Annotated in this window: 26 protein-coding genes, 2 tRNA genes and 3 pseudogenes; 19 read left to right on the top strand and 12 right to left on the bottom strand. The window is 36.3% G+C overall.

Going from position 1 to position 24,801, the window contains the following annotated elements; translation table 11 throughout:
* Positions 1 to 61: 61 nt before the first annotated feature.
* Positions 62 to 1,206 (bottom strand): IS3 family transposase gene (locus tag MKL36_RS10635; RefSeq protein WP_085944219.1). Its coding sequence is split into 2 segments (ribosomal slippage): positions 62 to 942 and positions 942 to 1,206, totalling 1,146 coding nucleotides; the frame shifts between segments, so codons are not numbered across the junction.
* Positions 1,207 to 1,253: 47 nt separating this feature from the next.
* Here MKL36_RS10635 and MKL36_RS10640 point away from each other — a divergent pair.
* Positions 1,254 to 1,634: a hypothetical protein gene (locus tag MKL36_RS10640; protein WP_215895993.1), complete on the top strand. Its 381-nt coding sequence runs from the start codon at positions 1,254 to 1,256 to the stop codon at positions 1,632 to 1,634.
* Positions 1,635 to 1,891: 257 nt separating this feature from the next.
* Here MKL36_RS10640 and MKL36_RS10645 read toward each other — a convergent pair.
* Positions 1,892 to 2,598, bottom strand: a pseudogene (locus tag MKL36_RS10645) (hypothetical protein).
* Positions 2,599 to 2,670: 72 nt separating this feature from the next.
* Here MKL36_RS10645 and MKL36_RS10650 point away from each other — a divergent pair.
* The 6 genes and pseudogenes from MKL36_RS10650 to MKL36_RS10675 all read left to right on the top strand — a co-directional run bounded on the left by MKL36_RS10650 (position 2,671) and on the right by MKL36_RS10675 (position 7,915).
* Positions 2,671 to 3,024 (top strand): hypothetical protein, encoded by a 354-nt coding sequence (locus tag MKL36_RS10650; protein WP_021510189.1) that lies wholly within the window; start codon positions 2,671 to 2,673, stop codon positions 3,022 to 3,024.
* 38 nt (positions 3,025 to 3,062) lie between these two features.
* Positions 3,063 to 4,263, top strand: a pseudogene (locus MKL36_RS10655) (DUF2515 family protein).
* Between the two features lie 67 nt (positions 4,264 to 4,330).
* A complete protein-coding gene (locus MKL36_RS10660) occupies positions 4,331 to 5,122 on the top strand; it encodes a hypothetical protein (RefSeq protein ID WP_227521655.1) in 792 nt (263 codons plus the stop codon).
* Positions 5,123 to 5,173: 51 nt separating this feature from the next.
* Positions 5,174 to 6,049 carry a hypothetical protein gene (locus tag MKL36_RS10665; protein ID WP_021510185.1) on the top strand — a complete coding sequence of 292 codons (876 nt, stop codon included), beginning with the start codon at positions 5,174 to 5,176 and terminating at the stop codon, positions 6,047 to 6,049.
* A gap of 51 nt (positions 6,050 to 6,100) precedes the next feature.
* Positions 6,101 to 6,988 (top strand): hypothetical protein, encoded by an 888-nt coding sequence (locus tag MKL36_RS10670; RefSeq protein ID WP_021510184.1) that lies wholly within the window; start codon positions 6,101 to 6,103, stop codon positions 6,986 to 6,988.
* 51 nt (positions 6,989 to 7,039) lie between these two features.
* Complete coding sequence (locus MKL36_RS10675; protein ID WP_021510183.1) at positions 7,040 to 7,915, top strand: hypothetical protein; 876 nt, start codon at positions 7,040 to 7,042, stop codon at positions 7,913 to 7,915.
* A 177-nt stretch (positions 7,916 to 8,092) separates the two neighbouring features.
* On the opposite strand, the gene MKL36_RS10680 is transcribed toward MKL36_RS10675, so the two are convergent.
* Positions 8,093 to 8,168: transfer RNA gene (locus MKL36_RS10680), tRNA-Thr, on the bottom strand.
* Positions 8,169 to 8,291: 123 nt separating this feature from the next.
* Complete coding sequence (sxtP, locus tag MKL36_RS10685; RefSeq protein ID WP_001089017.1) at positions 8,292 to 9,536, bottom strand: multidrug efflux MFS transporter SxtP; 1,245 nt, start codon at positions 9,534 to 9,536, stop codon at positions 8,292 to 8,294.
* A 138-nt stretch (positions 9,537 to 9,674) separates the two neighbouring features.
* Here sxtP and sxtR point away from each other — a divergent pair, with 138 nt between their 5' ends.
* Positions 9,675 to 10,595 carry a multidrug efflux pump transcriptional activator SxtR gene (gene sxtR / locus MKL36_RS10690; RefSeq protein ID WP_000423156.1) on the top strand — a complete coding sequence of 307 codons (921 nt, stop codon included), beginning with the start codon at positions 9,675 to 9,677 and terminating at the stop codon, positions 10,593 to 10,595.
* Here the strand turns inward: sxtR and MKL36_RS10695 are convergent.
* Positions 10,592 to 11,479, bottom strand: coding sequence for a DMT family transporter (locus tag MKL36_RS10695; protein WP_021510182.1), 888 nt, complete (start codon positions 11,477 to 11,479; stop codon positions 10,592 to 10,594). The two genes, sxtR and MKL36_RS10695, sit on opposite strands and share 4 nt — an antisense overlap.
* A gap of 228 nt (positions 11,480 to 11,707) precedes the next feature.
* Here MKL36_RS10695 and MKL36_RS10700 point away from each other — a divergent pair, with 228 nt between their 5' ends.
* Together MKL36_RS10700 and MKL36_RS10705 are read left to right on the top strand one after the other, a co-directional pair.
* The gene (locus tag MKL36_RS10700) at positions 11,708 to 12,451 is read left to right on the top strand and encodes a hypothetical protein (RefSeq protein WP_021510181.1); all 744 of its coding nucleotides are present in this window, start codon (positions 11,708 to 11,710) and stop codon (positions 12,449 to 12,451) included.
* A 24-nt stretch (positions 12,452 to 12,475) separates the two neighbouring features.
* Positions 12,476 to 12,868 (top strand): hypothetical protein, encoded by a 393-nt coding sequence (locus MKL36_RS10705; RefSeq protein ID WP_021510180.1) that lies wholly within the window; start codon positions 12,476 to 12,478, stop codon positions 12,866 to 12,868.
* Between the two features lie 46 nt (positions 12,869 to 12,914).
* On the opposite strand, the gene MKL36_RS10710 is transcribed toward MKL36_RS10705, so the two are convergent.
* Positions 12,915 to 13,916 carry an aldo/keto reductase gene (locus MKL36_RS10710; RefSeq protein WP_000877474.1) on the bottom strand — a complete coding sequence of 334 codons (1,002 nt, stop codon included), beginning with the start codon at positions 13,914 to 13,916 and terminating at the stop codon, positions 12,915 to 12,917.
* Between the two features lie 111 nt (positions 13,917 to 14,027).
* Positions 14,028 to 14,930 (bottom strand): helix-turn-helix domain-containing protein, encoded by a 903-nt coding sequence (locus tag MKL36_RS10715; protein ID WP_000447716.1) that lies wholly within the window; start codon positions 14,928 to 14,930, stop codon positions 14,028 to 14,030.
* A 1,128-nt stretch (positions 14,931 to 16,058) separates the two neighbouring features.
* On the opposite strand from MKL36_RS10715, the gene MKL36_RS10720 reads away from it, so the two are divergent.
* Complete coding sequence (locus MKL36_RS10720; RefSeq protein WP_021510179.1) at positions 16,059 to 16,610, top strand: TetR/AcrR family transcriptional regulator; 552 nt, start codon at positions 16,059 to 16,061, stop codon at positions 16,608 to 16,610.
* A 72-nt stretch (positions 16,611 to 16,682) separates the two neighbouring features.
* Here MKL36_RS10720 and MKL36_RS10725 read toward each other — a convergent pair whose 3' ends face one another.
* Positions 16,683 to 17,099 carry a carboxymuconolactone decarboxylase family protein gene (locus MKL36_RS10725; RefSeq protein WP_000455803.1) on the bottom strand — a complete coding sequence of 139 codons (417 nt, stop codon included), beginning with the start codon at positions 17,097 to 17,099 and terminating at the stop codon, positions 16,683 to 16,685.
* A 111-nt stretch (positions 17,100 to 17,210) separates the two neighbouring features.
* Between MKL36_RS10725 and MKL36_RS10730 the strand changes: the two genes are divergently transcribed.
* From MKL36_RS10730 to MKL36_RS10745, 4 genes and pseudogenes are all read left to right on the top strand, one after another.
* On the top strand, positions 17,211 to 17,525 hold the full coding sequence (locus tag MKL36_RS10730; RefSeq protein ID WP_000654307.1) for a winged helix-turn-helix transcriptional regulator: 315 nt from the start codon (positions 17,211 to 17,213) through the stop codon (positions 17,523 to 17,525).
* Positions 17,526 to 17,541: 16 nt separating this feature from the next.
* A pseudogene (fosLL, locus tag MKL36_RS10735) lies at positions 17,542 to 17,950 on the top strand (fosfomycin resistance glutathione transferase FosLL).
* 78 nt (positions 17,951 to 18,028) lie between these two features.
* Complete coding sequence (locus MKL36_RS10740) at positions 18,029 to 18,385, top strand: hypothetical protein (RefSeq protein WP_021510177.1); 357 nt, start codon at positions 18,029 to 18,031, stop codon at positions 18,383 to 18,385.
* Between the two features lie 43 nt (positions 18,386 to 18,428).
* Entirely contained in the window at positions 18,429 to 19,310 is an 882-nt protein-coding gene (locus MKL36_RS10745; RefSeq protein WP_021510176.1) for a hypothetical protein, read from the top strand.
* A 64-nt stretch (positions 19,311 to 19,374) separates the two neighbouring features.
* On the opposite strand, the gene MKL36_RS10750 is transcribed toward MKL36_RS10745, so the two are convergent.
* Positions 19,375 to 19,593 carry a DUF6500 family protein gene (locus MKL36_RS10750; RefSeq protein ID WP_021510175.1) on the bottom strand — a complete coding sequence of 73 codons (219 nt, stop codon included), beginning with the start codon at positions 19,591 to 19,593 and terminating at the stop codon, positions 19,375 to 19,377.
* A gap of 27 nt (positions 19,594 to 19,620) precedes the next feature.
* Positions 19,621 to 19,956, bottom strand: coding sequence for a winged helix-turn-helix transcriptional regulator (locus MKL36_RS10755; protein ID WP_000128772.1), 336 nt, complete (start codon positions 19,954 to 19,956; stop codon positions 19,621 to 19,623).
* Between the two features lie 116 nt (positions 19,957 to 20,072).
* On the opposite strand from MKL36_RS10755, the gene MKL36_RS10760 reads away from it, so the two are divergent.
* The 3 genes from MKL36_RS10760 (at position 20,073) to MKL36_RS10770 (ending at position 22,030) form a co-directional block, all read left to right on the top strand.
* Positions 20,073 to 20,630 carry an NAD(P)H-dependent oxidoreductase gene (locus MKL36_RS10760; protein WP_000753360.1) on the top strand — a complete coding sequence of 186 codons (558 nt, stop codon included), beginning with the start codon at positions 20,073 to 20,075 and terminating at the stop codon, positions 20,628 to 20,630.
* Positions 20,631 to 20,775: 145 nt separating this feature from the next.
* The gene (locus MKL36_RS10765; protein WP_021510174.1) at positions 20,776 to 21,555 is read left to right on the top strand and encodes a hypothetical protein; all 780 of its coding nucleotides are present in this window, start codon (positions 20,776 to 20,778) and stop codon (positions 21,553 to 21,555) included.
* 133 nt (positions 21,556 to 21,688) lie between these two features.
* Positions 21,689 to 22,030: a DHCW motif cupin fold protein gene (locus tag MKL36_RS10770; RefSeq protein WP_021510173.1), complete on the top strand. Its 342-nt coding sequence runs from the start codon at positions 21,689 to 21,691 to the stop codon at positions 22,028 to 22,030.
* Between the two features lie 64 nt (positions 22,031 to 22,094).
* Here MKL36_RS10770 and MKL36_RS10775 read toward each other — a convergent pair.
* A tRNA-Ser gene (locus MKL36_RS10775) sits at positions 22,095 to 22,184 on the bottom strand.
* Positions 22,185 to 22,301: 117 nt separating this feature from the next.
* Here MKL36_RS10775 and MKL36_RS10780 point away from each other — a divergent pair.
* Positions 22,302 to 24,179 (top strand): potassium transporter Kup, encoded by a 1,878-nt coding sequence (locus tag MKL36_RS10780; protein ID WP_001181667.1) that lies wholly within the window; start codon positions 22,302 to 22,304, stop codon positions 24,177 to 24,179.
* 55 nt (positions 24,180 to 24,234) lie between these two features.
* On the opposite strand, the gene MKL36_RS10785 is transcribed toward MKL36_RS10780, so the two are convergent.
* Complete coding sequence (locus MKL36_RS10785; RefSeq protein ID WP_021510172.1) at positions 24,235 to 24,678, bottom strand: hypothetical protein; 444 nt, start codon at positions 24,676 to 24,678, stop codon at positions 24,235 to 24,237.
* Between the last annotated feature and the right edge of the window lie 123 nt (positions 24,679 to 24,801).

Genomic DNA, 24,801 nt, shown 5'->3' on the forward strand with positions numbered 1-24,801 from the left:
AGAGGTGGTCCCACATGTTTGAACAACTAAAAGCTTATTTATAAGTGATACTCTGCTCTAGTTAAGCTACCTTATTTTGTTGTGGTAGCTGGTCATAGTAAAACTCATCTGGAGTCATTTTGTCCAGACTCGAATGAGGTCGTTTCAAATTATAAAATTCAAAATATGCGTTTAATTGCTTCTTCGCATCCAAAACATTGCTGTAGGCTTTGAGATACACCTCTTCATATTTAACGCTCCGCCATAATCGTTCAACCATCACATTATCAACCCATCGACCTTTACCATCCATGCTGATTTGGATGTCATTTGATTTCAATACATCAATAAATGCATCACTGGTAAACTGACTGCCTTGGTCTGTATTAAATATTTCAGGTCGACCATATTTTTCAATAGCTTCATTTAATGTTTCTATGCAAAATGTAACCTCCATACTAATCGATACTCTATGCGCAAGTACCTTGCGGCTATGCCAATCAATCACAGCACATAAATAAACAAAGCCTTTTGCCATAGGGATATACGTTATATCCGTAGACCACACTTGATTACTGCGCTGAATAGCCAATCCTTTGAGCAGATATGGATATTTGCGGTGAGCTTGATTAGCCTGGCTTAAATTTGGTTTGCAATATAACGCATTAATGCCCATTTTCTTCATTAAAGTACGTGTATGACGTCGTCCTATATGATGTCCTTGACGATTCAACAAATCACGCATCATACGGCTACCTGCAAAAGGGTATTGCATATGTAACTCATCCATACACCGCATCAGCTTCAGATCTGATGCACTCACAGGTTTTGGGCGATAGTAATAACAACCACGGGAGACTTTCAGCAGCTGAGCTTGCTTAGATACTGAAATCTGAAGTGAGTCATCGATTAACTTTTGTGGTTGAAGCGGCCCAGTTTCTTCAACACACCTTCTAAAAAATCAATTTCTAATGCCTGCTCACCGATTTTTGCATGTAGTTTTTTTAGATCGATGGGTGGTTCTGTTGGAGCTTTTGATTGATCGAAAGCTTGCGAGGAAGCTGAAATCAGTTGATTTTTCCAGTCGATAATTTGGTTTTGATGAACATCAAATTCAGCACTCAATTCAGCAAGTGTTTTTTCTGCTTTAATCGCAGCAAGTGCTACCTTAGCTTTAAAATCATTTGAATGATTTCTTCTTGGTCTACGTGCCATAAAATACTCCATATATTGATGTTTATAACATCATTTGGGGAGCAAAATATCACTTATAAGTGTTGTTCAAATTTCCTGATCCACCTCTAATTAAAGATGCTTCTATAAAGTATAAAAATATTTCGATGAGTTGGGCTTATATTTATCTAGATCAAGATAAGAAATTAATAGGTATTGAAAATGCAATATTGGAAGAAGATTTAAGAATAGGCAATATTAAATACCCTAAAGGCACAGAGTTTAATTTATTAGTTCGTCCTTTAACCAAACAGGAAGCATGGCTGTTCATTCCTCCTGAAAAAGTAAATGCAATCGATGCAAAGGGAAAAATCTATACCTATCAACAAGCAATACTCCAACGCCCAAATGGGGCAGTAAAACAAGTTTTCGATATATCTGATCCTAATCTTATGATGAGAACGATGAATAGGCTCCATTAGCCATGTGTGGAATGAAGAAAAGCTATTGTACGCTTTTTCGTACATACATTCGGGAAATTGGCGCTTTTCTATGACCTCAAGAATTGCCTATGATGAACTCATCAGGAACAGGAAGTTCCGAAACGTAAAACAACAATAAGAAGTTTAAGCATCAGGACGTGAGGTATTGCAGGAAGTGTACCTAGTAATGAAATACGAAAAAAGCCCAACAGGATGTTGGGCTTTTTCATTTTTAAATTATTAATATTTAAGATTTTCTACTGTTTATTAACATACTTATTCTTCGATGAGTATATTTGAAACTCTAAAGCGGTATTGTGAGTATTAGATATATGTCCAAATATATAATCATCTTTGTTTTGAAAAAAAATATCAAAACTCTTACTCATTAATTTGTCATGTTGACTTTGCTTTCTGAAAATCAGTGATAGTTGTTTAATATAGTAATTCATCCAGTCAGCTTTATTTGAAAAAGCTGAATAGTCTTTAAGTTCTGCATATAATGATTGTAGATTACTTACGATCACATCAATGTTGGGATGGACAAGCCAAATAATAATTTCATTAGGTTCTATGGAGTAGAAAAATAATCTTGTTGGGGCGAAAATTTTTCAATTTTATAGAGTTGTGCTCCCTTGTCATTAGAGCTTGAACATAGCAGTTTACTATTCTCTACTTGATAGAGACCATTTCCAATTTCTGACTCTCTAATAATTCTAGAAATAAGTAAGTAATTGGGCAGATCTTCTATTGAGGGAGTGGGCAGATTTTTAAAAAGTTTAACAGCCCGGCTTATAACTCGATATTCACCAGATCCAGTAATTATACCATTTTGCCATGAATGCATTTTCAAGATTTTTTCAGTTGAAAATTTAATTATTCCATTTTTTTGTTGGCTAACTTTTTTGTTATCGGATGCAACAATAATGCTATCGTTTAGTTGAATAGCAACAATAAAGGTCATGTATAAATAAGTTAAACAGTTTAAAATATTAACTTAATTATAGATTAGTTTTCATAAAATAATAGGTAAATCATGGCTGGTGGTTCACAAATCATTATTAATAAGAGTGGTATTACGGTTATTACACCCGCAAAGTTCGAAGTAAAAGCGGTTCAGCATATTTTTAAAGGTGGTGCAGAAGTTGGAGTAAATCTTCAAGGTTTACCTGCTTATGAAAAGTATGATGAAAAGTTTAATCTATTCCTCCCTTCTGGTAAGCCTTTAACTAATGTGGGATATAACATCCAATCTAATAATCAAAATTTTATGGCAAATACCGACTTAAAAGGAAAAACTAAAAGGATTAACACTAAAGAAGCTGAGCAACTTGATGTGGATTTAAATTGGTTGAATTTTGAACCTGACGAAAATGACCCTGTGAAATAACTATTTCTTATTCATCATTTAAAAGGATAAATTTTAAAATGGCTGGTTCTCTTGATTGGTCTAGTACAACAAATAATATAGAAAATAGTTGTAAATCAGTAAATTGTGATTGTACTACGATATGGGAATATTACCAACAGATGGCAATGACCCTATTATCTAATAAAAAGATAATCAAAATTACCGTATAGAACCTGGTTATGAAGCACGTGCTAGACGAATTGCATCGATCTACGCTCGTATTTATTTAGAAATGTTTCCTTTTACATCTAATCAATCTGTTACTGCTGCAACCTATAGTGGGCGTTTCTATTGGATGGGTTTAGGAGCTTTTGCATCAAAAACGGTTGCTGCCGTATTTGATCATATTGTTTCTAAGACTGGGTCAAATGCAGATGCTTTAATTAAATCGATTAGTTCTGATCATTATAATTTAGATAGTTTTGGGGTATCAGGTATTCATACCTTTGCAAAAGGTAATTTATGGCTCTATATGGATATTAGTGTTTGGCATTTTGTTTGGGCCAAGTCTTCTGAAGATTTTAAGATTTGCATAAACAACAGAGATACAACAACTTATAAAAAAGTTAAAAGCTCCTTATATAATTTTCCATGGTCTAGTTGTTTAACAACAATTAATAATCTTAAAGCGACAGACGAAATTCGTAATGCTTTTAGAATATTACCTGATATAGAAAAAATATTTAAAACGAATACAAATAAGAATAATAAATTCAAGAAAGCATCTAATCTTTTATTAGAACATCTTTTGCAAATTGCCAATCAAGAACAAATCAATATTTTACAAAAAATAGTATGGAATGATCCTATTGTGCGAAATGGAGCAGATGTTCAACGTAAGGCTGGAATTCCAAAGGCTGAATTAATTCTCTCCAGTGAATATGATGGAACAATAAAAAAATACATGCTGTCCGTGGCAATGTTTATTCTTATGAAACTGAATTTGGAAAAAAGATTAAGTCGTTACCCGAATCTCCAATCAGCACACCGCCGAATGGCACCAAAGTTGAGAACCAAGATAGTCGTATGCGTTGGATTAATTTAGCAGCTCAAAAATATCATCGTTTAATGTTGAGTGATGTTGGACGACCTTATTTAGAAAAAGAGTTACGCACAATTGCAGGTTGGAATACCAGTAAATGGGATGATGGTCTAAGTCAATTCGATAAGTTATTTATTAAAATAGGAAAAGAGTCAAATGATGGAAAAGGTGGTTAGTTATATATTCCTAATTTTTATTTTTTTAAATTTACAGGCTTGTCATGCCCAGCAAAAGGAACAAAAAATGTCTTCTCAACCTGAACTTTACACATTGAATTTTGGTATAGAAGGTGAAAAAAAGTTTAAATCTTATATGCAAACGGATGTAGACCAGCAACCAGCGGGAATGTCTTTTTTCGACTTCACTTGGGAACCTCCGCATTTAGCAAATATAAAAATAGACTTAGGTGAACATAGTTTTGTTATTAAAAATGCATTTTCAGCAATGGGAACACGGATTGACTATGCACAGCAAAATGAAGGTATCCAAATTATTGATGTGACAGCAGGCTTGAATAAAGAAGAGTTTGTTAGTGAGGAGCAGGCTTATAACGCTTACAAGGAATTATTTGAACAGTTACAAAATGCAGGATGGAAAGCATACTTTTATCCATCAGATACTCGTTTTAATAAAAAAGATAATCTTAAAGTTATGCAAGAAGATGGAGTTATTATTGATCCTTATAATTTCTTAACTTTAAAACAATGGAAAGAATATTTTGATAGTAGATCTATAGTGGTAATTAGATTTTATACAAAGGGTATATTAACAGAATTAAGTATGTCTAGAACAAAATCTAAAGAAGATCAAAAACAGTATTTATTAAGATTTTCTGTACAAACAATTAGATACGTAACAAAAAACTCAATTGAAAATGGGTATAAATTAACAGGACCTGAGTTAAAAAGTGCTTACGATGAAATGGTATTAGTAGATCAAAAGGAAAGAAGGAAAGCTGAAATTAAAGCCAAAAAAGAAGGTTTCCATATTGATGAGTCATATCAGGACCCTGATGTTTGGCAGTATATAAAATAATCAGTTTACTGAATTTAAATCTATAAAACTAAACTCTGGATTTTCTAGTTGATGAAAAAAATAGTTATTTATTTCTTTTTATTTTTTATTCTTTTAAATTTACAAGGATGTAATGCTGAGAGAAACAATAAAAAAGTATTTTCTCAACCTGAACTTTACACATTGAATTTTGGTGTAGAGGGTGAAAAAAAGTTTAAATCTTATATGCAAACAGGTGTAGACCAGCAACCAGCGGGGATGTCTTTTTTTGACCTTACGTGGGAACCTCCGCATTTAGCAAATATAAAAATAGATTTAGGTGAACATAGTTTTGTTATTAAAAATGCATTTTCAGCAATGGGTACGCGAATTGATTATGCACAGCAAAATGAAGGTATCCAGATTATTGATGTAACTGCAGGGTTAAATAAGGAAGAGTTTGTTAGTCAAGAACAGGCTTATATGGCGTATAAGGAGCTATTTAGTCAGCTAGAAAAAGCCGGATGGAAGCAGTATTTTTTCCCAGGGTTATCCCGAATTTCAAAAAAAAATAACATGAAGGTTATGATTGAGGATGGTCTTATTATAGACCCGTATAATTTTTTAACACTTACAGAGTGGAGTGATTTTTTTAATAACATCCCAACTGTTACTACTCGATTATATGCTAATGGTGTATTAATAGAGTTAAGTATAGATAAAACAAAATCAGAAAATAATAAAAAACAATATATGCTAAGATTTGCAGTACAAACAATTAGATACGTAACAAAAAACTCAATTGAAAATGGGTATAAATTAACAGGACCTGAGTTAAAAAGTGTTTTCGATGAAATGGTATTAGTAGATCAAAAAGAAAGAAGGAAAGCTGAAATTAAAGCCAAAAAAGAAGGTTTCCATATTGATGAGTCATATCAGGACCCTGATGTCTGGCAATATATAAAATAATCGGATTACTGAATTTAAATCTATAAAACTAAACTCTGGATTTTCTAATTGATGAAAAAAATAGTTAGTTATTTCTTTTTGCTTTTTATTTTTTTAAATTTGCAGGCCTGTCATGCTCAGCAAAAGGAACAAAAAATGTCTTCTCAATCTGAACTTTACACATTGAATTTTGGTATAGAGGGTGAAAAAAAGTTCAAATCGTATATACAAACAGATGTAGACCAACAACCAGCAGGAATGTCTTTTTTTGACCTCACTTGGGATCCTCCGCATTTAGCAAATATAAAAATAGATTTAGCTGAAAATAGTTTTATTATCAAGAATGTATTTTCAGCAATGGGAACACGGATTGACTACGCACAGCAAAACGAAGGTATCCAAATTATTGATATAACAGCAGGATTAAATAAAGAAGAGTTTGTTAGTCAAGAGCAGGCTTATATGGCTTATAAGGGGTTATTGGGTGAGCTACAAAAAGCAGGGTGGCAACAATATTTCTATCCTTCAGATGCTCGTTTTGATAAAACAGATAATTTAAAGAGAATTAAAAAAAATAATACTGTAATAGATCCCTTTAATCTATTAACTCAAGCCGAATGGAGAGAGCATTTTAAATCTTCTACCTCACTCTATTTTAATTTATATAAAAATGGTGTTTTAACTGAACTAAATTTAGAGAAAACTAGTAAAAAAGAGTTAAAGGCTGAAAAGAATGAACAGTTTATGTTAAGGTTTTCGATTCAATCAATTAGATACGTAACAAAAAATTTAATTGAAAATGGATATAAGTTAACAGGGATCGACTTAAAAAGAGCTTTCGATGAAATGGTATTAGTAGATCAAAAAGAAAGAAGGAAAGCTGAAATTAAAGCCAAAAAAGAAGGTTTCCATATTGATGAGTCATATCAGGACCCTGATGTTTGGCAGTATGTAAAATAATCAGATTGCTGAATTTAAATCTATAAAACTAAACTCTGGATTTTCTAGTTGATGAAAAAAATAGTTAGTTATTTCTTTTTATTTTTTATTCTTTTAAATTTACAAGGATGTAATGCTGAGAGAAACGATAAAAAAGTATTTTCTCAACCTGAACTTTATATATTGAATTTTGGTATAGAGGGTGAAAAAAAGTTCAAATCGTATATGCAAACAGGTGTAGACCAACAACCAGCTAGAATGTCTTTTTTCGACCTGACGTGGAAACCCCCGCATTTAGCAAATATAAAAATAGATTTAGGTGAACATAGTTTTGTTATCAAGAATGCATTTTCAGCAATGGGTACGCGAATTGACTATGCACAGCAAAATGAAGGTATCCAAATTATTGATGTGACTGCGGGTTTAAATAAGGAAGAGTTTGTTAGTCAAGAACAGGCTTATATGGCCTATAAAGAGCTATTTGGTCAGCTACAAAAAGCAGGATGGGAACAGTATTTTTATCCAAATACTTCTCGAATTGCGAAACAAGATAATATTAAGTCTATGATTGAAGATGGCCTTATTATAGACCCGTATAATTTTTTAACACTTACAGAGTGGACTGATTTTTTTAATAAAAAACCAACAGTAGCAGTGTGCTTATATAATCACGGTATATTTTTAGAAATGAGTATAGATAAAACAAAATCAGAAAACGATAAAAAACAATATATGCTTAGATATTCTATGGAAACGATTCGTTATAATACTAAAAATTCAATTAAGGATGGTTATAAATTGTCAGGTCAGGAACTAAAAACTGCCTTTAATGAAAGAATGAAATACAATGAAAAACAAAGAGCTAAGGTTGAAAATCAAGCTAAAAAGGAAGGTTTCCATATTGATGAGTCATATCAGGACCCTGATGTTTGGCAGTATGTAAAATAAATTAAGTTAAATTAAATTAAATACCTAACCCTTTTTAAACTTAAGTTACTATCTATTTTAGAACTGTTATAGAGATAATATTGCTATAGCAGTTTTTATTTTTAGATAAAATTTTGCATTACAAAACCTACAGACAACAAAAAACCCCATAAATCAAATATTCATGAGGTTTAATGATGGTGCCGGCACACGGATTCGAACTGTGGACCTACTGATTACAAGTCAGTTGCTCTACCAACTGAGCTATGCCGGCGATGTGGAGTGAATTTTACAGTTTCTTAAAAAAAATACAAGCCAAAAAATGAGCATTTAAATTTTTTCATATGATTTTTAAATGCTCATCGGGTTTGGTCTAAAAAGTTAGGGTTTTACTACATTAATGTGCTTTGGCATGTGAAGTATAAACCGCTAAAAATATTCCAATTAAAGACAAGACCACGGTTAAACCGACAATTGCACTCCAACCACCGTGTAACCAGAACCAACCGCCCGCCGAGCCGACAATACTTGAACCCATATAGTAAAACAGTAAGTACAGCGAACTGGCATGGGCTTTAGCTTGTTTACTTTCAGCACCTACAGAACTACTCGTAAGTGAGTGGGTAATAAAGAAGCCTGTGGTAATAAATGCGATGCCAATGATAATGCCGAAAAGAGAGCTGAGCAGGGTCATGAGACTACCCACGATCATAAGCGCAAAGCCACTCATCATCATGGTTTTCTTGCCGAAGCGATCGGCTAAGCTACCTGCCAGCGATGAAGACACCATGCCAAAGCTATACGACAAGAAAATAAGGCTAATTTGCGTCTGACTGAGTGAATAAGGCGCTCCACTTAAACGGAAAGTGGCATAGTTAAACAGGGTGACGAAAACACTGGTGAGCAAGAAACCAATGGCAAACAGGCGTAATAATTTAGTATTGCTTAAATGAGCACGCCACATTTGCATGTGAAAGCCTAAATTCAGCCCTTTTTTCTGCACAAAATTACGCGATACGGGAAGTAATTTTAAAAATGCAATTGAGCAAATAAAACAGATTGCTCCAAGTAGGCCTAAGGCGGTGCGCCATGAAAAATATTCAACCAAAATACCCATACCGACACGGCCCATCATACCACCAAAGGCTGTCCCTGCAATATATAAACCCATGGTTTTACCGAGGTGTTCAGGTGCAATTTCTTCGGCAATCCAAGCCATAGTCACTGCGGGTACGCCACCAAGCAGTAAACCTTCTAACGCACGTGCTATGAGTAAACTGTGCCAGTTCGGTGTAAACATCGAGACAATATTTAAAATTGCGGCACATAGCATAGATGTAAAGATCACGCCGCGACGGCCAATCGCTTGTGAAAAGGCACTCGATAGCACAATTGAAATTGCTAAAAAGGCAGTCGTTAATGACAGTGCCAAAGAGCTACTCGCAGGACTAATCTGAAAGCTTTGGCTGAATGCAGGTAAGAGTGGCTGTACACAATAAATCAGAGAGAAGCTGGCAAAACCTACGAGGAATAAAGCAAATCCTGCATGTTTATAAGCTTTAGTCCCTTTGTGAATCCACTCACGGGAAAGAACAGACGTTGCCTCAGTGTTTAAGGTACTGGGTGTAGATGAAGAGTTCATATCATGACCATGACAGAAAAAAGAGCAGTGCCTAAAGGCATGCTGCATCGAGAAAATTCGATAAATTAAAATTAGCAATTTAGAAGGTATTTTTCTAATATATTTAATAATGGGACACGATATGTTTTATATATAACAATGGAACTCAGGCATATACGCTACTTTTTGGCAGTAGCAGAAGAAAAAAACTTTACCAAAGCTGCGCAGCGCTTAAACATGAGTCAGCCGCCTTTAAGCATGCAAATACGAGACTTAGAAGAAGAACTCGGTGCAGATTTATTTATTCGTTCGCCTCATGGGGTGGAGCTGACCGAAGCTGGGCTTGCCTTTTTAAATGCAATTCAGCCAGTACAGCAGCGTGTAGAAGATGCAGCAAACCTTGTTAAACAAGTGGCAAATGGCGAAGTGGGTCAATTACGGTTAGGCTTTACAGGTACTTCAATGTTGAACCCTTTAATTCCTAAATGCGTTCGCTATTTCCAGCAGCAATACCCAAAAGTAAATTTAAAGCTTGAAGAAGCCAATACCTTACTACTCATCGATTTATTGCTTGAAGACCGTTTAGATGTCGCAATTATTCGTTCGCCACGCAATATGCCGGACAGTCTTATACTTCAAGAATTATTAGCTGAGCCGCTCATTGCTGCTTTACCTTCCGAGTCTTTTAATCTGGACGATGTATCACAAGAAATTGATTTAACTGCGCTGCGAGAGCTTGATTTTATTGTCTCGCCACCTTCAGTGAGTGCAGGGCTTTTTGATGCGATTAAACAGGCCTGTCATGAGCGTGGCTTTGAACCGAAAATTGGACAAAATGCCCCGCAAATTGTATCAATTTTATCGTTGGTGTCTGCAAACTTAGGGGTGTCTTTGGTTCCCGAGTCGACCAAACAATTGCAAATACAAGGTGTGGCTTATCGCTCTTTGAAAGCACCTGTACCTACGGTGGGTTTAGGGCTTGCTTATAAAAAACATGCCCCTTCACAGATGGCGATTAACTTTGCCAGTGTGGTGCAAGTGGCTTGTCATCACGCCAACGAAATAAATGAAATCAGCTAGTTTGATTTCGGCGCTTTGTTCATTAAAAAGATGCCTGAAATAATGAAGATTGCACCATATAAAAACGATAAAGTCGGTTGTTCATGAATGAAAACCCAAGCCATAAGCGCTGCAAAAATGGGTTCTGAAAGCTCGGTCACTTGTACCTTTGCGGCACTCATATAAGACAACGCTTTAGTGGTACAGAAAAAGCCGAGTATGGTTGGTAGAACAGCTAAACCAATCAAACCTAAAATGATGTCACTATTAAAAGTAATGCTATGCAAATTTACTAAAAACGGAACCGCAAGATAAACGCTACCAAACAGCAGTAAGTATTTAGTCAGAAACAGCCCGCCATTTAATTTGAACTTTTTCACTAAAACCGAAAATAAGCCATAACCCGTACCGGCAATAGAAGCATTGATCAGCATTAAAAGGCTATTTTCACCTTTCCACGAAATAATGCTAATCCCCGCAACTGCCAATAATGTTCCAATAAGCGAATGAATGTAGATACTTTCTTTTAAAATGAACCTCCCAAAAAATAGGGCAGAGATGGCAGCCGAAGCCATGAGTACCACTACCACATTGGCCGCAGCACCGTGGTTATAGGCAATGGTCTCGAAAAAGAATAGCGAGAAAATTCCTAAAAAAGCACATATAGCAATTTGAGCAAAAACGCTGAGTTTACTTGGCGTGTTGCTAATAAAAGCAATCTTTTGGCTGACAGGCACTTTAAATAAAAACACACTTAAAAAGAAAAAGGCGATAATGGTTTTTAAAAAGGCAATGTCTTGCGGGTTTAAACCACTGTGCATGAGTAATTTACTAATTACACCAATAGATGCATTTAAAGCCGCTGCGCACAGTGCAAATAGGGTTCCAATAATTAAATTATTCACTCTTATAATTCTTCCTAATTTTTACGCATGCAGTCTACATTATTTTTTGGTTGAATATTCAATTAAAATAATCAGTTAAGGTTGAATATTGTCGACGGTTTATTCTGTATGGATTTAACTATTTTTATAAAAACCTAAACTCTTCTAATAGACTTTTGTTTCAAATAATTGTGATTTATAGCGCCAGCTCATATTATATAATTAGTTAATTATTAAAGAATTTTAAAAATGATTAAATCTATTATTTCAGGTTGCGCGGTTCTTACACTTTCAGCTTTAGCAGTGACTCATGCAGAGTTCTCTTTTGAACAAGAATTACAACAAGGCTGTAATAAAGTGAAGCAATACGCGAGTTTAGGTAAGAAAAACTACGACCAAAAACAATATAAAAAAGCGCTCGAAAACTTCCAAAGCCAAGCCTCTTGGACTGCATTTTGTAAAGCCAATGAAGATGAAACCACAGTTAAATTTACCGACCGAGATATTGAAGTTGCCAACAATAATGTGGGCTTAGCCTACGCCAAATTGGGTCAGCCACTGTGGGCGAGAGCATGGTTTATGCTCGATGAAAAATCAAAGTCGAGCCTGTTTAACCTTCAACAGTTACCAGTCCCTAAAGCATCAAATGACCTGTCGGGTGAATACGTCCGTTACTCAGGTTTTGGTGAGTGGGATCACATCACGGTAACTCGTAAGCAGGGCCAGTATGCAATTGGCTATTCAGGTGTTTATATGGGTTTACGAAGCTTAATTTATGGCCCAAACATGGGTGAGTTTGACACCAAAATGCCGGCCAATGCCAAGCAAACCATTTATAAAGATCAAGATTGCCATATTCAGCTCGATTTTAGAACCAATGCGAAATTAGGAAATTATATTCAGGTTAAACAAAGCGAAGGTGAGTCGGGGTGTGGCTTTGGACATAACGTTTATGCCGATGGAACGTATTTAAAAGTTGAGTCTGGAAAATAAGATTAAACATATAGGAACACAATAATGAAAAATATATTTGCACCTTTACTACTTGTTTCTACGTTTATTTTTTCTGCTCACATTTATGCAGAGCCGACTAGTACCTGTAAGGAAGTGAAATTCCAAAAGGCCGATCAGGCTTGGAGTGGGCACTATTATTTACATGGTGTGATGGAGGTCGGTTCGGAACTTTTACTTCAACCAGACGGCAAGTTTCAATGGATGCTGGCTGTGGGTGCTTTAGACCAATATGCCGAAGGCACATGGTGGAAAAACGGTGACTGTATTGGCTTAAAACCAGAGGCTAAATTTAAAAAGGATTTAAGTATTTTTCCTGAAAGCCTAACGATTTCTGACAAGTCCTTAGACGCGACTTGGGACGGTGGACGCCAGCAAGGCACATATAGCAAAGACTAAACTAAAAAGTCCGATACTGAATCGGACTTTTTTTATGGTTTATATTTTAGTGGTTGACCGCAGCAAGTTGCTGAGCGTTATAGCGTGCGCCCATGTTTGGGTATCTCGCAATAATCGCTTCAATTTCTGCTAAATCTGCTGCTGTTAAATGAAGGTCTACAGCACCCGCATTTTCCACAAGTCGCTCAATTTTACGTGTACCCGGAATTGGAATAATGTCGTCACCTTGCGCCAAAATCCAAGCCAAAGCCAGTTGAGCCGCTGTCGCATTTTTGCTTTGAGCAAACTCGCTAAATGCTTGCGCTAGGCTTTGGTTATTTTTCCAGTTATCGCCCTGATAACGTGGTAACTGGCGACGGAAATCATTTTCGTCGAGGTTATTTACATCAAGCGTATTGGTAATTAAACCACGCGATAAAGGTGAATACGGCACAAGGCTAATGCCTAACTCACGAATGGTTTGCAAATGGGTTTGCTCAAACTCACGGGTAAGCAATGAATATTCATGTTGAACCGCTGCAATCGGGTGAATCGCATGTGCTTTACGAATAGTTTCAGCCGACGCTTCACTCAGCCCTAAATAACGCACTTTACCTTGTTTGACCAAATCAGCCATTGCGCCAATGGTATCTTCAACCGGAACATTCGGGTCTATGCGGTGCGCATAATACAAATCGATCACGTCTGTATTTAAGCGTCTTAAACTGTTTTCGACCGCGACTTTAATCCACTCAGGTGAGCCGTCGATATAAGACTCTAAAGAGTTTTTCGGGTTAAGGTTATCTTCTTTATAACGAAAGCCAAATTTGGTTGCCAAAAACACTTTGTCACGGTGTTTTTCTAAAACTTTTGAGAGCAAAACTTCGTTTGCGCCGTTGCCGTACATGTCGGCGGTGTCCCAAAAGTTAATCCCGAGGTCTAAGGCCTTTTCTAGAGTTGCAATGCTTTGTGTGTCGTCTGAGGCACCATAGGCAAAGCTCATTCCCATGCAACCTAAACCAAGTGCTGATACTTTTTCGCCTGTTTGTCCTAAAGTTCTATATTTCATTTTTCACACTCTTTTTGCAAAATCACTTGAGTAGAAAAACTATAAAATGCTTTGGCTCAAACTGACGTATAACATTCAAACCAATAATTATAAAATTCAAACAATCTGTTTTTAGGCTACACAGTCTTCACGGAATTTTTTAGGCGAAAAACCCGTATTTTTCTTAAAGAAGTTGGTGAAATACGCTGAATATTCAAAGCCTAAGCTATAGGCAATTTCGGAAATATTCCAACTGGTGTGTTGTAGCAGCGCTTTGGCTTCTTGCGTAATGCGCGAGCTAATATGCTCAGACGTAGTTTTACCTGTGGCTTCTTTTACAGCTCGGTTTAAATGGTTCACATGCACAGACAAGCCATAGGCAAAGTCATTTGCAGTTTTGAGTTTAAGCTGAAAATGTGGCGAGTCGATGGGAAATTGGCGCTCTAATAATTCAAAGAATAAATGGCAAATGCGCACCGAAGCATTACTATGTTTTTCAAACTGTTGGGTCGGTTGCATTTTCATGGCTTCATGCACAATCAGATGCAAATAATTTCTTAAAACATTGTATTTATGAATATAGTCTGAATTTATTTCATTCATCATCTTTTTGAAAATAAATGAAATTTCTTCAACTTGTTGATCGTTTAAAAAATACAGCGGGTCGCCGTCGACTTTAAACAGTGGTGAGTCTTTTAAAAAGCTTTGTCGCGATTCTTGGTTTACAAACTCTTCGGTAAATAGACAAAACCAGCCTGCCTGTTCGGGCGAATTAATTTCCCATGCATAGGGCACCATTGGGTTTGAAAACAGTAAAGCAGGGCGGTCGACTCGTATCCAGCGGTTGGCATAGTGAAGTTCGCCTGTGCCTAAAACCAGTGAAATTTTATAATAATCGCGGCGGCTATAAGGCGTGAGGAACGAGCAGGCATCGCGTTGGAACACGTTAAAATGTCCAAACGAAGTCGATGGAACCGAGTAATCGCTATCTCTGGTTAAAGAAAAGCGGCGATAAAAATCATGTATGGTTTCCATGTCTTTGCCTGCATGCATTATCAATTTATTTAAAGTTATAAAATTCAAACTTTATTTACTGTAGCTTTTATTTATAGCGCGATCAATCTGTTCATTTAAACAGGTTTGAAAATGAATGATAAATTAACAATGAGAAAAATGAGCCAATAGAAATAAAAATATTTTATAAATTAATAATATATGAATATTGACACTTAAAAATTTGATAATTATTCTTTGTCTGCAACCGATTCTGCGGTAGAACGAAAAGGGGACACTTTCGGGTGTGCTGGTACTGTACCCAGCCTGCTAACCCCTTTTCGTTTTGCCATCATTTTACGATAGAGCGAAAAGGGTGACACCTTCGGGTGTATTGGGTTTTCCTTTGTGTACCATCTGCTAACCCCTTTTCGTTCTGTCACCATTCTACGGTAGAGTGATAAGAGGACACTTTCGAGTGTGCTGGTTCTGTATGGCCAGTCTGCTAACCTCTTTTCGTTCTGCCACCAATTTTACTATTATGATGATATCGTTAAATTTAAATTAAAGGTCTTTTTAGCTTAAATATCTAATTGAATAAACAACAATAATTATTTAACCAATTTCTATTCAACCTTACATTGACACCCAAAAACACGCGGATTATCCTTTGCCTGCTGGCCACATTGCCAGTCGATTTTGACAGATCGATATAACACACAAGACATCAAAAAGTTCTCTTTTTGGTGGCGAACTCGTTCGTCCCCCTTCGTAGCGGTAGGGCGAGGGAGGGACGCCTTGTGCGTGCTGATTCTTGTGTGTCAGTCTGTCAACCTTCTCTCGTTCTACCACCATCATTTGACAGTGATCAGGTAGAACTCCTTTACACACAAGGAGTCCGCACATGCGTACTATTTCAACTCTTTCATTGGCAACCTTCGCCAAAATCTTTGACTCTATACCCAACTGGTCTTTAAAACGGTTTAACCGACTTTAGGTTTTAAGCCATAGGTCATTACGACTAAAAAATCATAGCAACAATAAAACCCGAGATAGGCGAGCACACCATTTTTGTGCGGTTTTTGCATGCCTGTATTTAACGCTCAATTTAAGAGCGACGGCATTTCTATCTCTTTTATTTACAACAAAAAATTATTTTAAGCGATATACATGAAAAATTTAGAAGCTTCATTTAGAGCATTGCGAGTGCTCCACACGGCAAAAGATTTATTTAACCAATACGGGTTTCATAAGGTAGGGGTAGACCGAATTATTGCCGACTCCCAAATTCCCAAAGCAACCTTTTACAACTACTTCCATTCAAAAGAAAGGCTCATCCAGATGAGCTTAACTTTTCAAACAGACGGTTTAAAAGAAGAGGTATTTTCCACGATCTATTCGTATCGTGAACTGATGGTGTTCGATAAACTTAAGAGAATTTTCTTTTTACATGCTGACTCAGACGGGCTTTATCGTTTGCCTTTTACAGCAATTTTTGAAATAGAAAAGCATTATCCGTCGGCTTATAAAGTGGTGGTTGATTATCGGAACTGGCTTATTCAGGAAATTCACAAACTGCTTTCAACTGTAAAACCTGCCGCTACAGTTGAAGATGCGCATATGTTTTTGTTTGTGGTCGATGGCGCGATGGTGCAGCTTTTAGGCTCAAATCAAACTGATGAAAGGGAATATCTGATTGATTATTTTTTAAGTCGGGTTTAAGGGGGGAAGGCCTAGATTTAGGCCTTTTTAAAATTTAAAAATTTGAGTACTCAAGCATATATTTTATGGGGCTTAATCGCCTAAGGTAATTCTTAGTCTGTTTAATGCCCCCATTAAAGAAATACTTGCCGTTAAATCTACAATCTCTTTTTCACTAAAATGCTGAGCCAAACTTTCTCTGGTCGCTTCAATTTGTTTCGGGTCATTTAAAGAAGTAATTGCGGATGCAAACTCCAAAACGACTTTTTGTTTTTCAGAAAAGGCTTTTGAATGTTTATAACCCGGTATTTGGTCGATAACTTCTTGAGCTATGCCAAAGTCTCTTAATTCCTTGGAATGAAAAGCACAACAATACGCGCAACCATTGATTTGAGATACATACAACTCGGCTAAAGCAATCAGTTTTGGGTCTAAATCTGAAGATCTAATAGATGAATGAGCTGAATATAAATGCCCGATGGTTTTCTTTGAAATTTCTTTATATTCCACAGTAAATATCCGTGATGGGTTAGATAGAAGCATTATTTATAATTAGGTATAGGTTGTAAATTAGGCATTTTTTTGTTATGTAGGTATATTTATTATACTTAGTAATCATCTATGAAAGATAACATTTCAGGCTGTACAGTCGAAGAAGCCATGACGGTGTTAGGTGGCCGTTGGCGCATGCTCATTATTTCTTTTTTATTAGAAAGAACGATGCGTTTTAATGAGTTGCGCAGAGCAATCCCTAATATTTCACAAAGAATGCTGACTTTAGAACTACGTTTTTTAGAAGAAGAAGGATTTATTTTAAGAGAAGTCTATGCAGAAGTGCCTGTTAAGGTTGAATATTCTTTAACTGAGGAAGGCCGAAAATTAGAAAAATTAGTAGATGTATTAAAAGAAATTGGTGGATGGCTTAAATCGAGATAAAAAGAGAAGCGTATTTATGAAATTAAGTGGATTAAATCACCTGACTATTTCAGTAGCAAATGTTGATCGCAGTTTTAATTTTTATAAGGATGTTTTAGGTTTTACTCCTAAAGCCAAATGGAAAAAAGGTGCTTATTTAAGTCTTGGAGAATTATGGCTTTGCTTATCACTTGATGAGGTGAGCATAAGTTCAGACTATACCCATTACTGTCTTAGTATTAGTGAAGATAATATAGATGAATTCCGCCAGAAAATTAAAATGATGAACATTCCTGAGTGGAAAACTAATCAAAGCGAAGGGGAATCTATATATTTTTTAGATCCTGATGGACATAAGTTGGAGGTTCATGTAGGTAATCTATCTAGTCGTTTGGAGAGCTGCAAAAAAAAATCCCTATGAAGGAATGATTTTTTTTGATGAATAAGGATTAGAGTAATTTTAGCATTTAAAATTTATATTTTTTCAAAAAAGTATTTTGCTTGCTCCTTAAAGGAAATTTCTAATGAAGTATCAATTAATATTTATTTTCTCCATTATTTTTATACTTACAGGTTGCGGTAAAAAATATAAAATTACTCCTGAAGACTTGCCTGTTGCACATATTAATCAAGAATATCAACAAATTATTAAGATTTCTGGTGGGAAAGTTATTGATAAATACGCTGAATTAGAAACTAATATACCCGAAGACCTAGGCGTAACAGTTAAACCTGTTGATGACTTGGATGGATATAATGTTATACAAATCAAAGGAACCCCTAAGCACAAAGGAGAATATAGAATTCATATAAGAGCTGATTTCTATGCAGGTGGTGATGCTGAAATTGACAAGACATATAGCTTTATTGTCCAAGATTAAAAATTATCGCAGAGTCGGGAAATAGCAAAGTAGAGAAGTTATAATGACGGTAAAATTTAGACAATATTTCTTAATTTTAATTTTTGGATTATTACTTTCCGCTTGTCAGCCAGCCGCAAAACATAATGAAAGTTTAGATTCCCATCAGCAAGCCTACACTTTGCATATGGGTGAAAAAGGTATTCAAGATTTTTCAAAATATAGTGATAGCAATGTCGATAATCATCCAGCTGGCGTTAGCTTTAGAGAACTTCAATTTTCTCCTCCTAACTTAGGAAAAATAACTATAGAGAATGGTTCTAACACTTTATCGATTGAACATGTTTTCTCTGTTTTAGGAACTCAATATGATAAAAATGAAGGGATCCAAGTTTTAGATATTGATGCTGGCCTCACAAAAGAAGAATTTGCTACCCCAGAGCAGGTTTATCAAAGCTATGTAGCTTTAATGAAACGTATTAATCAGGCTGACTGGAAAAACTATTTCTTTACAGATGCTCCGCGTATTGCTAAAGAAGATAATATTAAGCATCTATCGAAAAGTCGTGATGTCATTGATCCTAGTTATATTTTTAGCTTTGAGGAGTGGAAAAATATAATAAACAACAGCCCAACAAAATCATTGGGTTATAGATTGTACGCTAATGGGATTATTTTAGATATCAGTTTAAAAAGAACAGCTAAGAATGAGCGTAATGAAGAGCAATATATGCTTAGATTTAGCTTTCAGAGTGTTCGATACAATGAAAGAGACTCAATTCCTGACTCTGATAAAATGACACCTAGTGAATTCGAGCAAGCGTTTAAAAAGAGATTAATTGAAAATAAAAAATATCGGGAAAAGGAGGAGAGAAAAGCTAAGGCTGAGGGCTATCATATCGATGAAGAATATACAGATCCTGATGTTTGGTCATATGTTAAATAGAAGTTTTTAAAATAATAAAAAGGCTTAATTTACTTGAATTTAAGCCTTTTAAATAATTCTATTTTTAGCTTTCACTCAAAACCAGCTTCTTAATCTTCACAGCTTTCTCAAAGTGATCTAGCTTATGCACCATAATCCACCAATGCGCTGCTTCCATCAGTAGATCAGGGTTGTCATTCTTATTTTTAAAAAAAGCATAAAAAGACAGACCGACATTGTCTCCCTTCTTTTCAATTTTATCGTCGCATCCCTTAATAAAAATCTCTCTTAATTCATGTCTCATATTGAGTATCACTTTCAGTCTATAAAACTAAGAATTCATATTCCGCTCGCCCCATTGGCACATCATATCTAGCAAAGGAATTAAAGACTGTCCTCTTTCTGAAAGACGATACTCAACCTTTGGTGGAATTTGAGGATATTCCTTACGAATAATAAGTTCGTCTCTTTCTAACTCTTTGAGTGTATTGCTCAGCGTTCTAAATGAAATATTGCCAATACAGCGCTGCAACTCATTAAAACGCATAACAGTTTTTCCATACAGCCAATACATGATGATCATCTTATATTTGCCATTAATTAAAGAAAGGGTATAGCCAAATCCTGTTTCTTCTAATGGCGTATTTGATGGAAGGCAGTCAGTCATTTTTAAAATCTACACTATCTTTTAGTATAGTATATAACAAAAATTACCGTACTTATATTTAGGAAAGCACACTTCTATAATCGATTTATCTACTTTTCGATAAGAGTGTTTTTATAATGAAAAAGACATTAGTGATCGTTGCACATCCTCACATAGACCAGTCTGTAATTAATAAAAGATGGGTAGAGGAGTTAGAAAAATATCCCGACCAATTTACAGTTCACCAAATTTATCAAACCTACCCAGATGGCGTAATTGATGTTGCCAAAGAACAAGCGCTTGTAGAAGAACACGAAAATTTAGTCTTTCAATTTCCAGTGTATTGGTTTAACTGTCCGCCACTTTTGAAGCAATGGCTTGATGAAGTTTTGGCGTATGGTTGGGCTTATGGTTCAACAGGTGACAAGCTTAAAAATAAAAAATTTATGTTGGCGGTGTCTGCAGGTGCTCAAGAAAAAGTTTATTCAGAGCAAGGTGAATATAAGCTTTCGTTAGAGCAGATTTTTAGTTCTTTTGAACTTACTGCTTTATATATTGGGGCAGTCTATCAACCGCTTTATGCATTTTATGGTTTAGACACAAACCCTTCACCAGATGATGCTATTCCAACTCACCAAGAAATAGATAACAGTGCCGTTCAGTATGTTCAGAAGTTATTAGCATTGTCTGAGTAAGTTTTAAAAGGAGGAGGCCTAAACGTAAGGGTTTGGGTCTTTTATATAGAAGATTTTTTAAAAAATTACATTAAAGTTTTAAGTTAAATATACAGTTTATTTATGATATAAATGTTCGTTAAATATAGATTAAATTTAAAAAATTATGACCGTTTTTCGCATTAAAGAAAAAGAAAATTCCCTTATAACTGAAGATGCTCATGAATTAATATGCTACGCAACAATCAGTGAAATAAACTCATGGAACGATGTTGTTAACTTATATTCAGAAATTAAGCAGAAACATTTGCCTAAAAAAGTATTATTTCTTTTAGAAGATATTGGACAATGCCAATACACTTCTATGCATGCTTCAATGGGAAACGGGCTTTATTTCGATGCTTCAGAACTCATTGAAGATGACAGTGAAGTGAGTTGGGATAACACTCGACCTTTAGAACTTCAATACCACATTGAACAATTATTAAAGCGAGAAAATTGTATAGACTTTAATAAGTTGCCAAAAAAACTTAATTATTGTGATGAAGATCAGTCGACTCTGCTACAGATCAATGCTGAACCTGAAAAAATTTTAGATGAAGTTATTCAAGTAAAGCTAGTAAACAGTGAAACTGAAACTCAAAAATTTGCAGCATGCCTCAATGGATACTTTACTTGTGATTTGAATCCGTTTGAATCTTTTAGCCTAATTCAGCATTTAGATCAGAACTATGACTTAGAGTATGTTGGCTTAGGTGCAAGCTTATTATATTTTATTAAAACACCAGAATTTGATGCAAATAAAACTCCTCAATTGCTTAATGAGTTGAGCAACTTTTATCAATTCAACCAAACAACTCATAACCAACTAGAACAACATTTATCTAATCATGAATATCTTATTTTGCCTTATGTAGAGTCATTAGAAGTTTTTGATCTGGATTAAGGCTGATTAGAGAAATCTAATGAGTTTCTTTCTTAGGTGGGCGTTGGCTTTAAGAGATAATATTTTTAAATCGTTTGCAAAAACCAATTTTGTCTATAAGTTGAAAACACAATAATACGTTTTTGGAAAAACTATGAATATCGCACCTTTTCCATTTCAAATTACAAATTGGGAAGAAATAGAAGTCACTGAATATAGCGGTGAAACTGGAAAAGCTTATTGGAAAACTCAATTTTTTGGTGAAGAAGGAAATAAAATAAGAGTAAGGCTTGTGGAGTACTCAGCAAATTACTTGGCTGACCACTGGTGTGAAAAAGGGCATATATTATTTTGCCTAGAAGGCGAGCTAGAAAGTAGATTAAAAGATGGAAGAATATTTACTTTAACTTCAGGTATGAGTTATCAAGTCGGAGACAATTCAGAGCCACACCAGTCTTTTAGCTTAAATGGTGCGAAGTTACTTATCGTTGATTAAATTAATTTTATTTAAGTTAAATAAAAAAGACCTAAATCAAAACGATTAGGTCTTTTTTGAATTCTGGCGGTGAGAGAGGGATTCGAACCCTCGATACGCGTAAACGTATACACACTTTCCAGGCGTGCTCCTTCAGCCACTCGGACACCTCACCAAGGCGTGCGATAGTAACTAAAAAATCAGGTTCTGCCAAGATTTAAGACGAGCATTACAGAAAAAAAATAATAGAGGTGATAAGATTGCGCTAAAAATCTATTGGTTTAATTACACAATGCAAAATACGGCCAAAAAAGCGACCTTGCCTGCCACGGCTTTGGCAGCTCTTGGGGTGGTCTTTGGAGACATCGGAACGAGTCCGCTCTATGCCTTGAAAGAGTCCTTCCATGCTGCCCATGGTTTGGGAATTCAGCCTGAAAACGTATTAGGAATTTTATCCATTATTTTTTGGTGCTTAATGCTGATCATCAGCATCAAGTATGTCGCAATCGTGATGCGGGCAGATAACAATGGCGAAGGTGGAATTATGGCCTTACTCGCGTTGAATTTGCGTAAAGCGAAAATTGCCGACAACAAAAAAATCTACATGATTGCGATAGGCTTTATAGGGGCATCACTGTTCTTTGGTGACGGCATTATTACCCCAGCCATTTCGGTATTGTCTGCGGTCGAAGGGTTGTCTATTGCAACCGATGTGTTTGACCCGTTCATTATGCCTATTGCAATTGCCATTATCGTCACGCTGTTTTTGGTGCAAAAGCACGGTACGGCGTTTGTAGGTAAGTTTTTTGGTCCAATTACGCTTGTGTGGTTCTTATCTTTAGGAATCTTGGGTATTCACAGTGTCATCCAAACACCTGTGGTACTAGGCATGTTTAGTCCGCATTGGGCGATCCAGTTTATCTATCACCATCCGATCATGACATTTTTTGTGATGGGTGCTGTGGTGTTAACAGTGACTGGTGGTGAAGCGCTATATGCCGATATGGGACATTTCGGACCAGTTCCGATTCGTCTGGCGTGGTTCTTTGTGGTATTGCCATGCTTGGTTTTAAACTACGCAGGACAGGGCGCATTATTACTCAGAGACCCAGCGGCAATTGAAAACCCGTTCTATTTACTGGTGCCGCAGTGGGCCTTGTACCCAATGATTATTATGGCAACCATGGCAACAGTCATTGCCTCTCAAGCTGTAATTTCTGGGGTGTTTTCTCTTGCGCGCCAAGCGATTCAATTGGGTTATTTACCACGTTTAAGTATTAAACATACGTCTGAGTCCGAAGAAGGTCAGATTTATGTACCTTTCTTAAACTGGTTACTTTTAATCGCAATTATTATCTTAATTTTAATCTTCAAAACCAGCTCGAACTTGGCAAGTGCCTACGGTTTGGCCGTAACCTTGACCATGCTCTGTGACACGATTTTGGTTGCCGTGTTTATCTACTCGGCGTGGAAGTGGAGCCTGCCAAAAGTGCTTCTCCTGATTATTCCGTTCTTTATTTTAGAGTCGGTATTGGTCGGTGCAACTTCACTTAAAATCTTGTCGGGCGGTTGGGTACCATTACTGATTGGTGCGATTGCAGTGACCATTTTAATGACATGGAAACGTGGCCGTGAGCTTACTTTTGCTAAGCTTGAACATGATACTTTGTCACTCGATTTGTTTGTAAAAAGTATTGGTAATAGTGTGCATTGGGTGCCGGGCGATGCTGTATTCATGACGGGTACGCCAAATGTTGTGCCACATGCCATGCTGCATAATATTAAGCACAATAAAGTACTGCATCAGCGTAATATCTTGGTCACTGTAGTGATTGAAGATGTACCGTTTGTTGCACCTGAAGAGCGTATTACAACAGAAACCTTAGCTGAACATTTCTTCCGTATTAAAATTTTCTACGGCTTTAAAGATGAAATGAATGTGCCGAAAGCATTGATGCAAGCCTATGAACAATTAGGCCTTGAATATGACTTGATGCATATCAGCTTCTTTATTTCGCGTGATCGTATTGTTCATTCTGTGGGAGACGGTATGTCGCCATGGAGAGAAAAGCTGTTTATTTCAATGCAGCGTAATACTAGTCCGGTGAGTGACTTCTATCAAATTCCAACTAACCGCGTTGTTGAATTAGGTAGTCAAATCGAAATATAAAATTTGATGTAATAAAAAAACCAAGACATATGTCTTGGTTTTTTTATGGCTCTGATTATTGAGCTTGTGGCATAGGTGCATCTGCTGGTAACGCCCCATCTTTTGCCATTGGGTCTGCTGATTGGTTCGGGTTAGCAGCTGGCGGTGGAGTGTTCGGATCTTGTGGCGCTGGAGCCGCTTGATTCGGTGCAGGTGGCACTGCATCAGTTGGTGTAGCTGGAGGAGCCATTTCACCGCCCGCTGGAGGTGCTGGTGGAACATCTGCCGGAATAGGAGCACCGGTAGGCGCTGCGCTTGTTGGTGCAGCAGAAACTTGCTGTACTTGTCCGCTATTGACCAAATCGCTAATAGAACCTGGTTGGCCGTTGACGGTTGTAGTCACTTTTACTTTAGATAAGCTTTCTAAAGTATCACCTGGCTGGACTGCTGGTTCAGCCAAAGCAGCCATACTACACAATCCTGTGATTACGCCAATACCAATAATCTTTGAATGGATCATTAAATGGACTCCGATTATATTTTTATCCAAATTTGTGGAGCTAACCATGTCATAAGCCATAAGTGCATTTCAACGAAAGATACGCAATTGGCGCAATTCAATAGCCAAAGGCTCTCATAATGC

It is taken from the genome of Acinetobacter sp. AOR12_HL (assembly GCF_027855275.1).
GTDB classification, from domain to species: domain Bacteria; phylum Pseudomonadota; class Gammaproteobacteria; order Pseudomonadales; family Moraxellaceae; genus Acinetobacter; species Acinetobacter baumannii.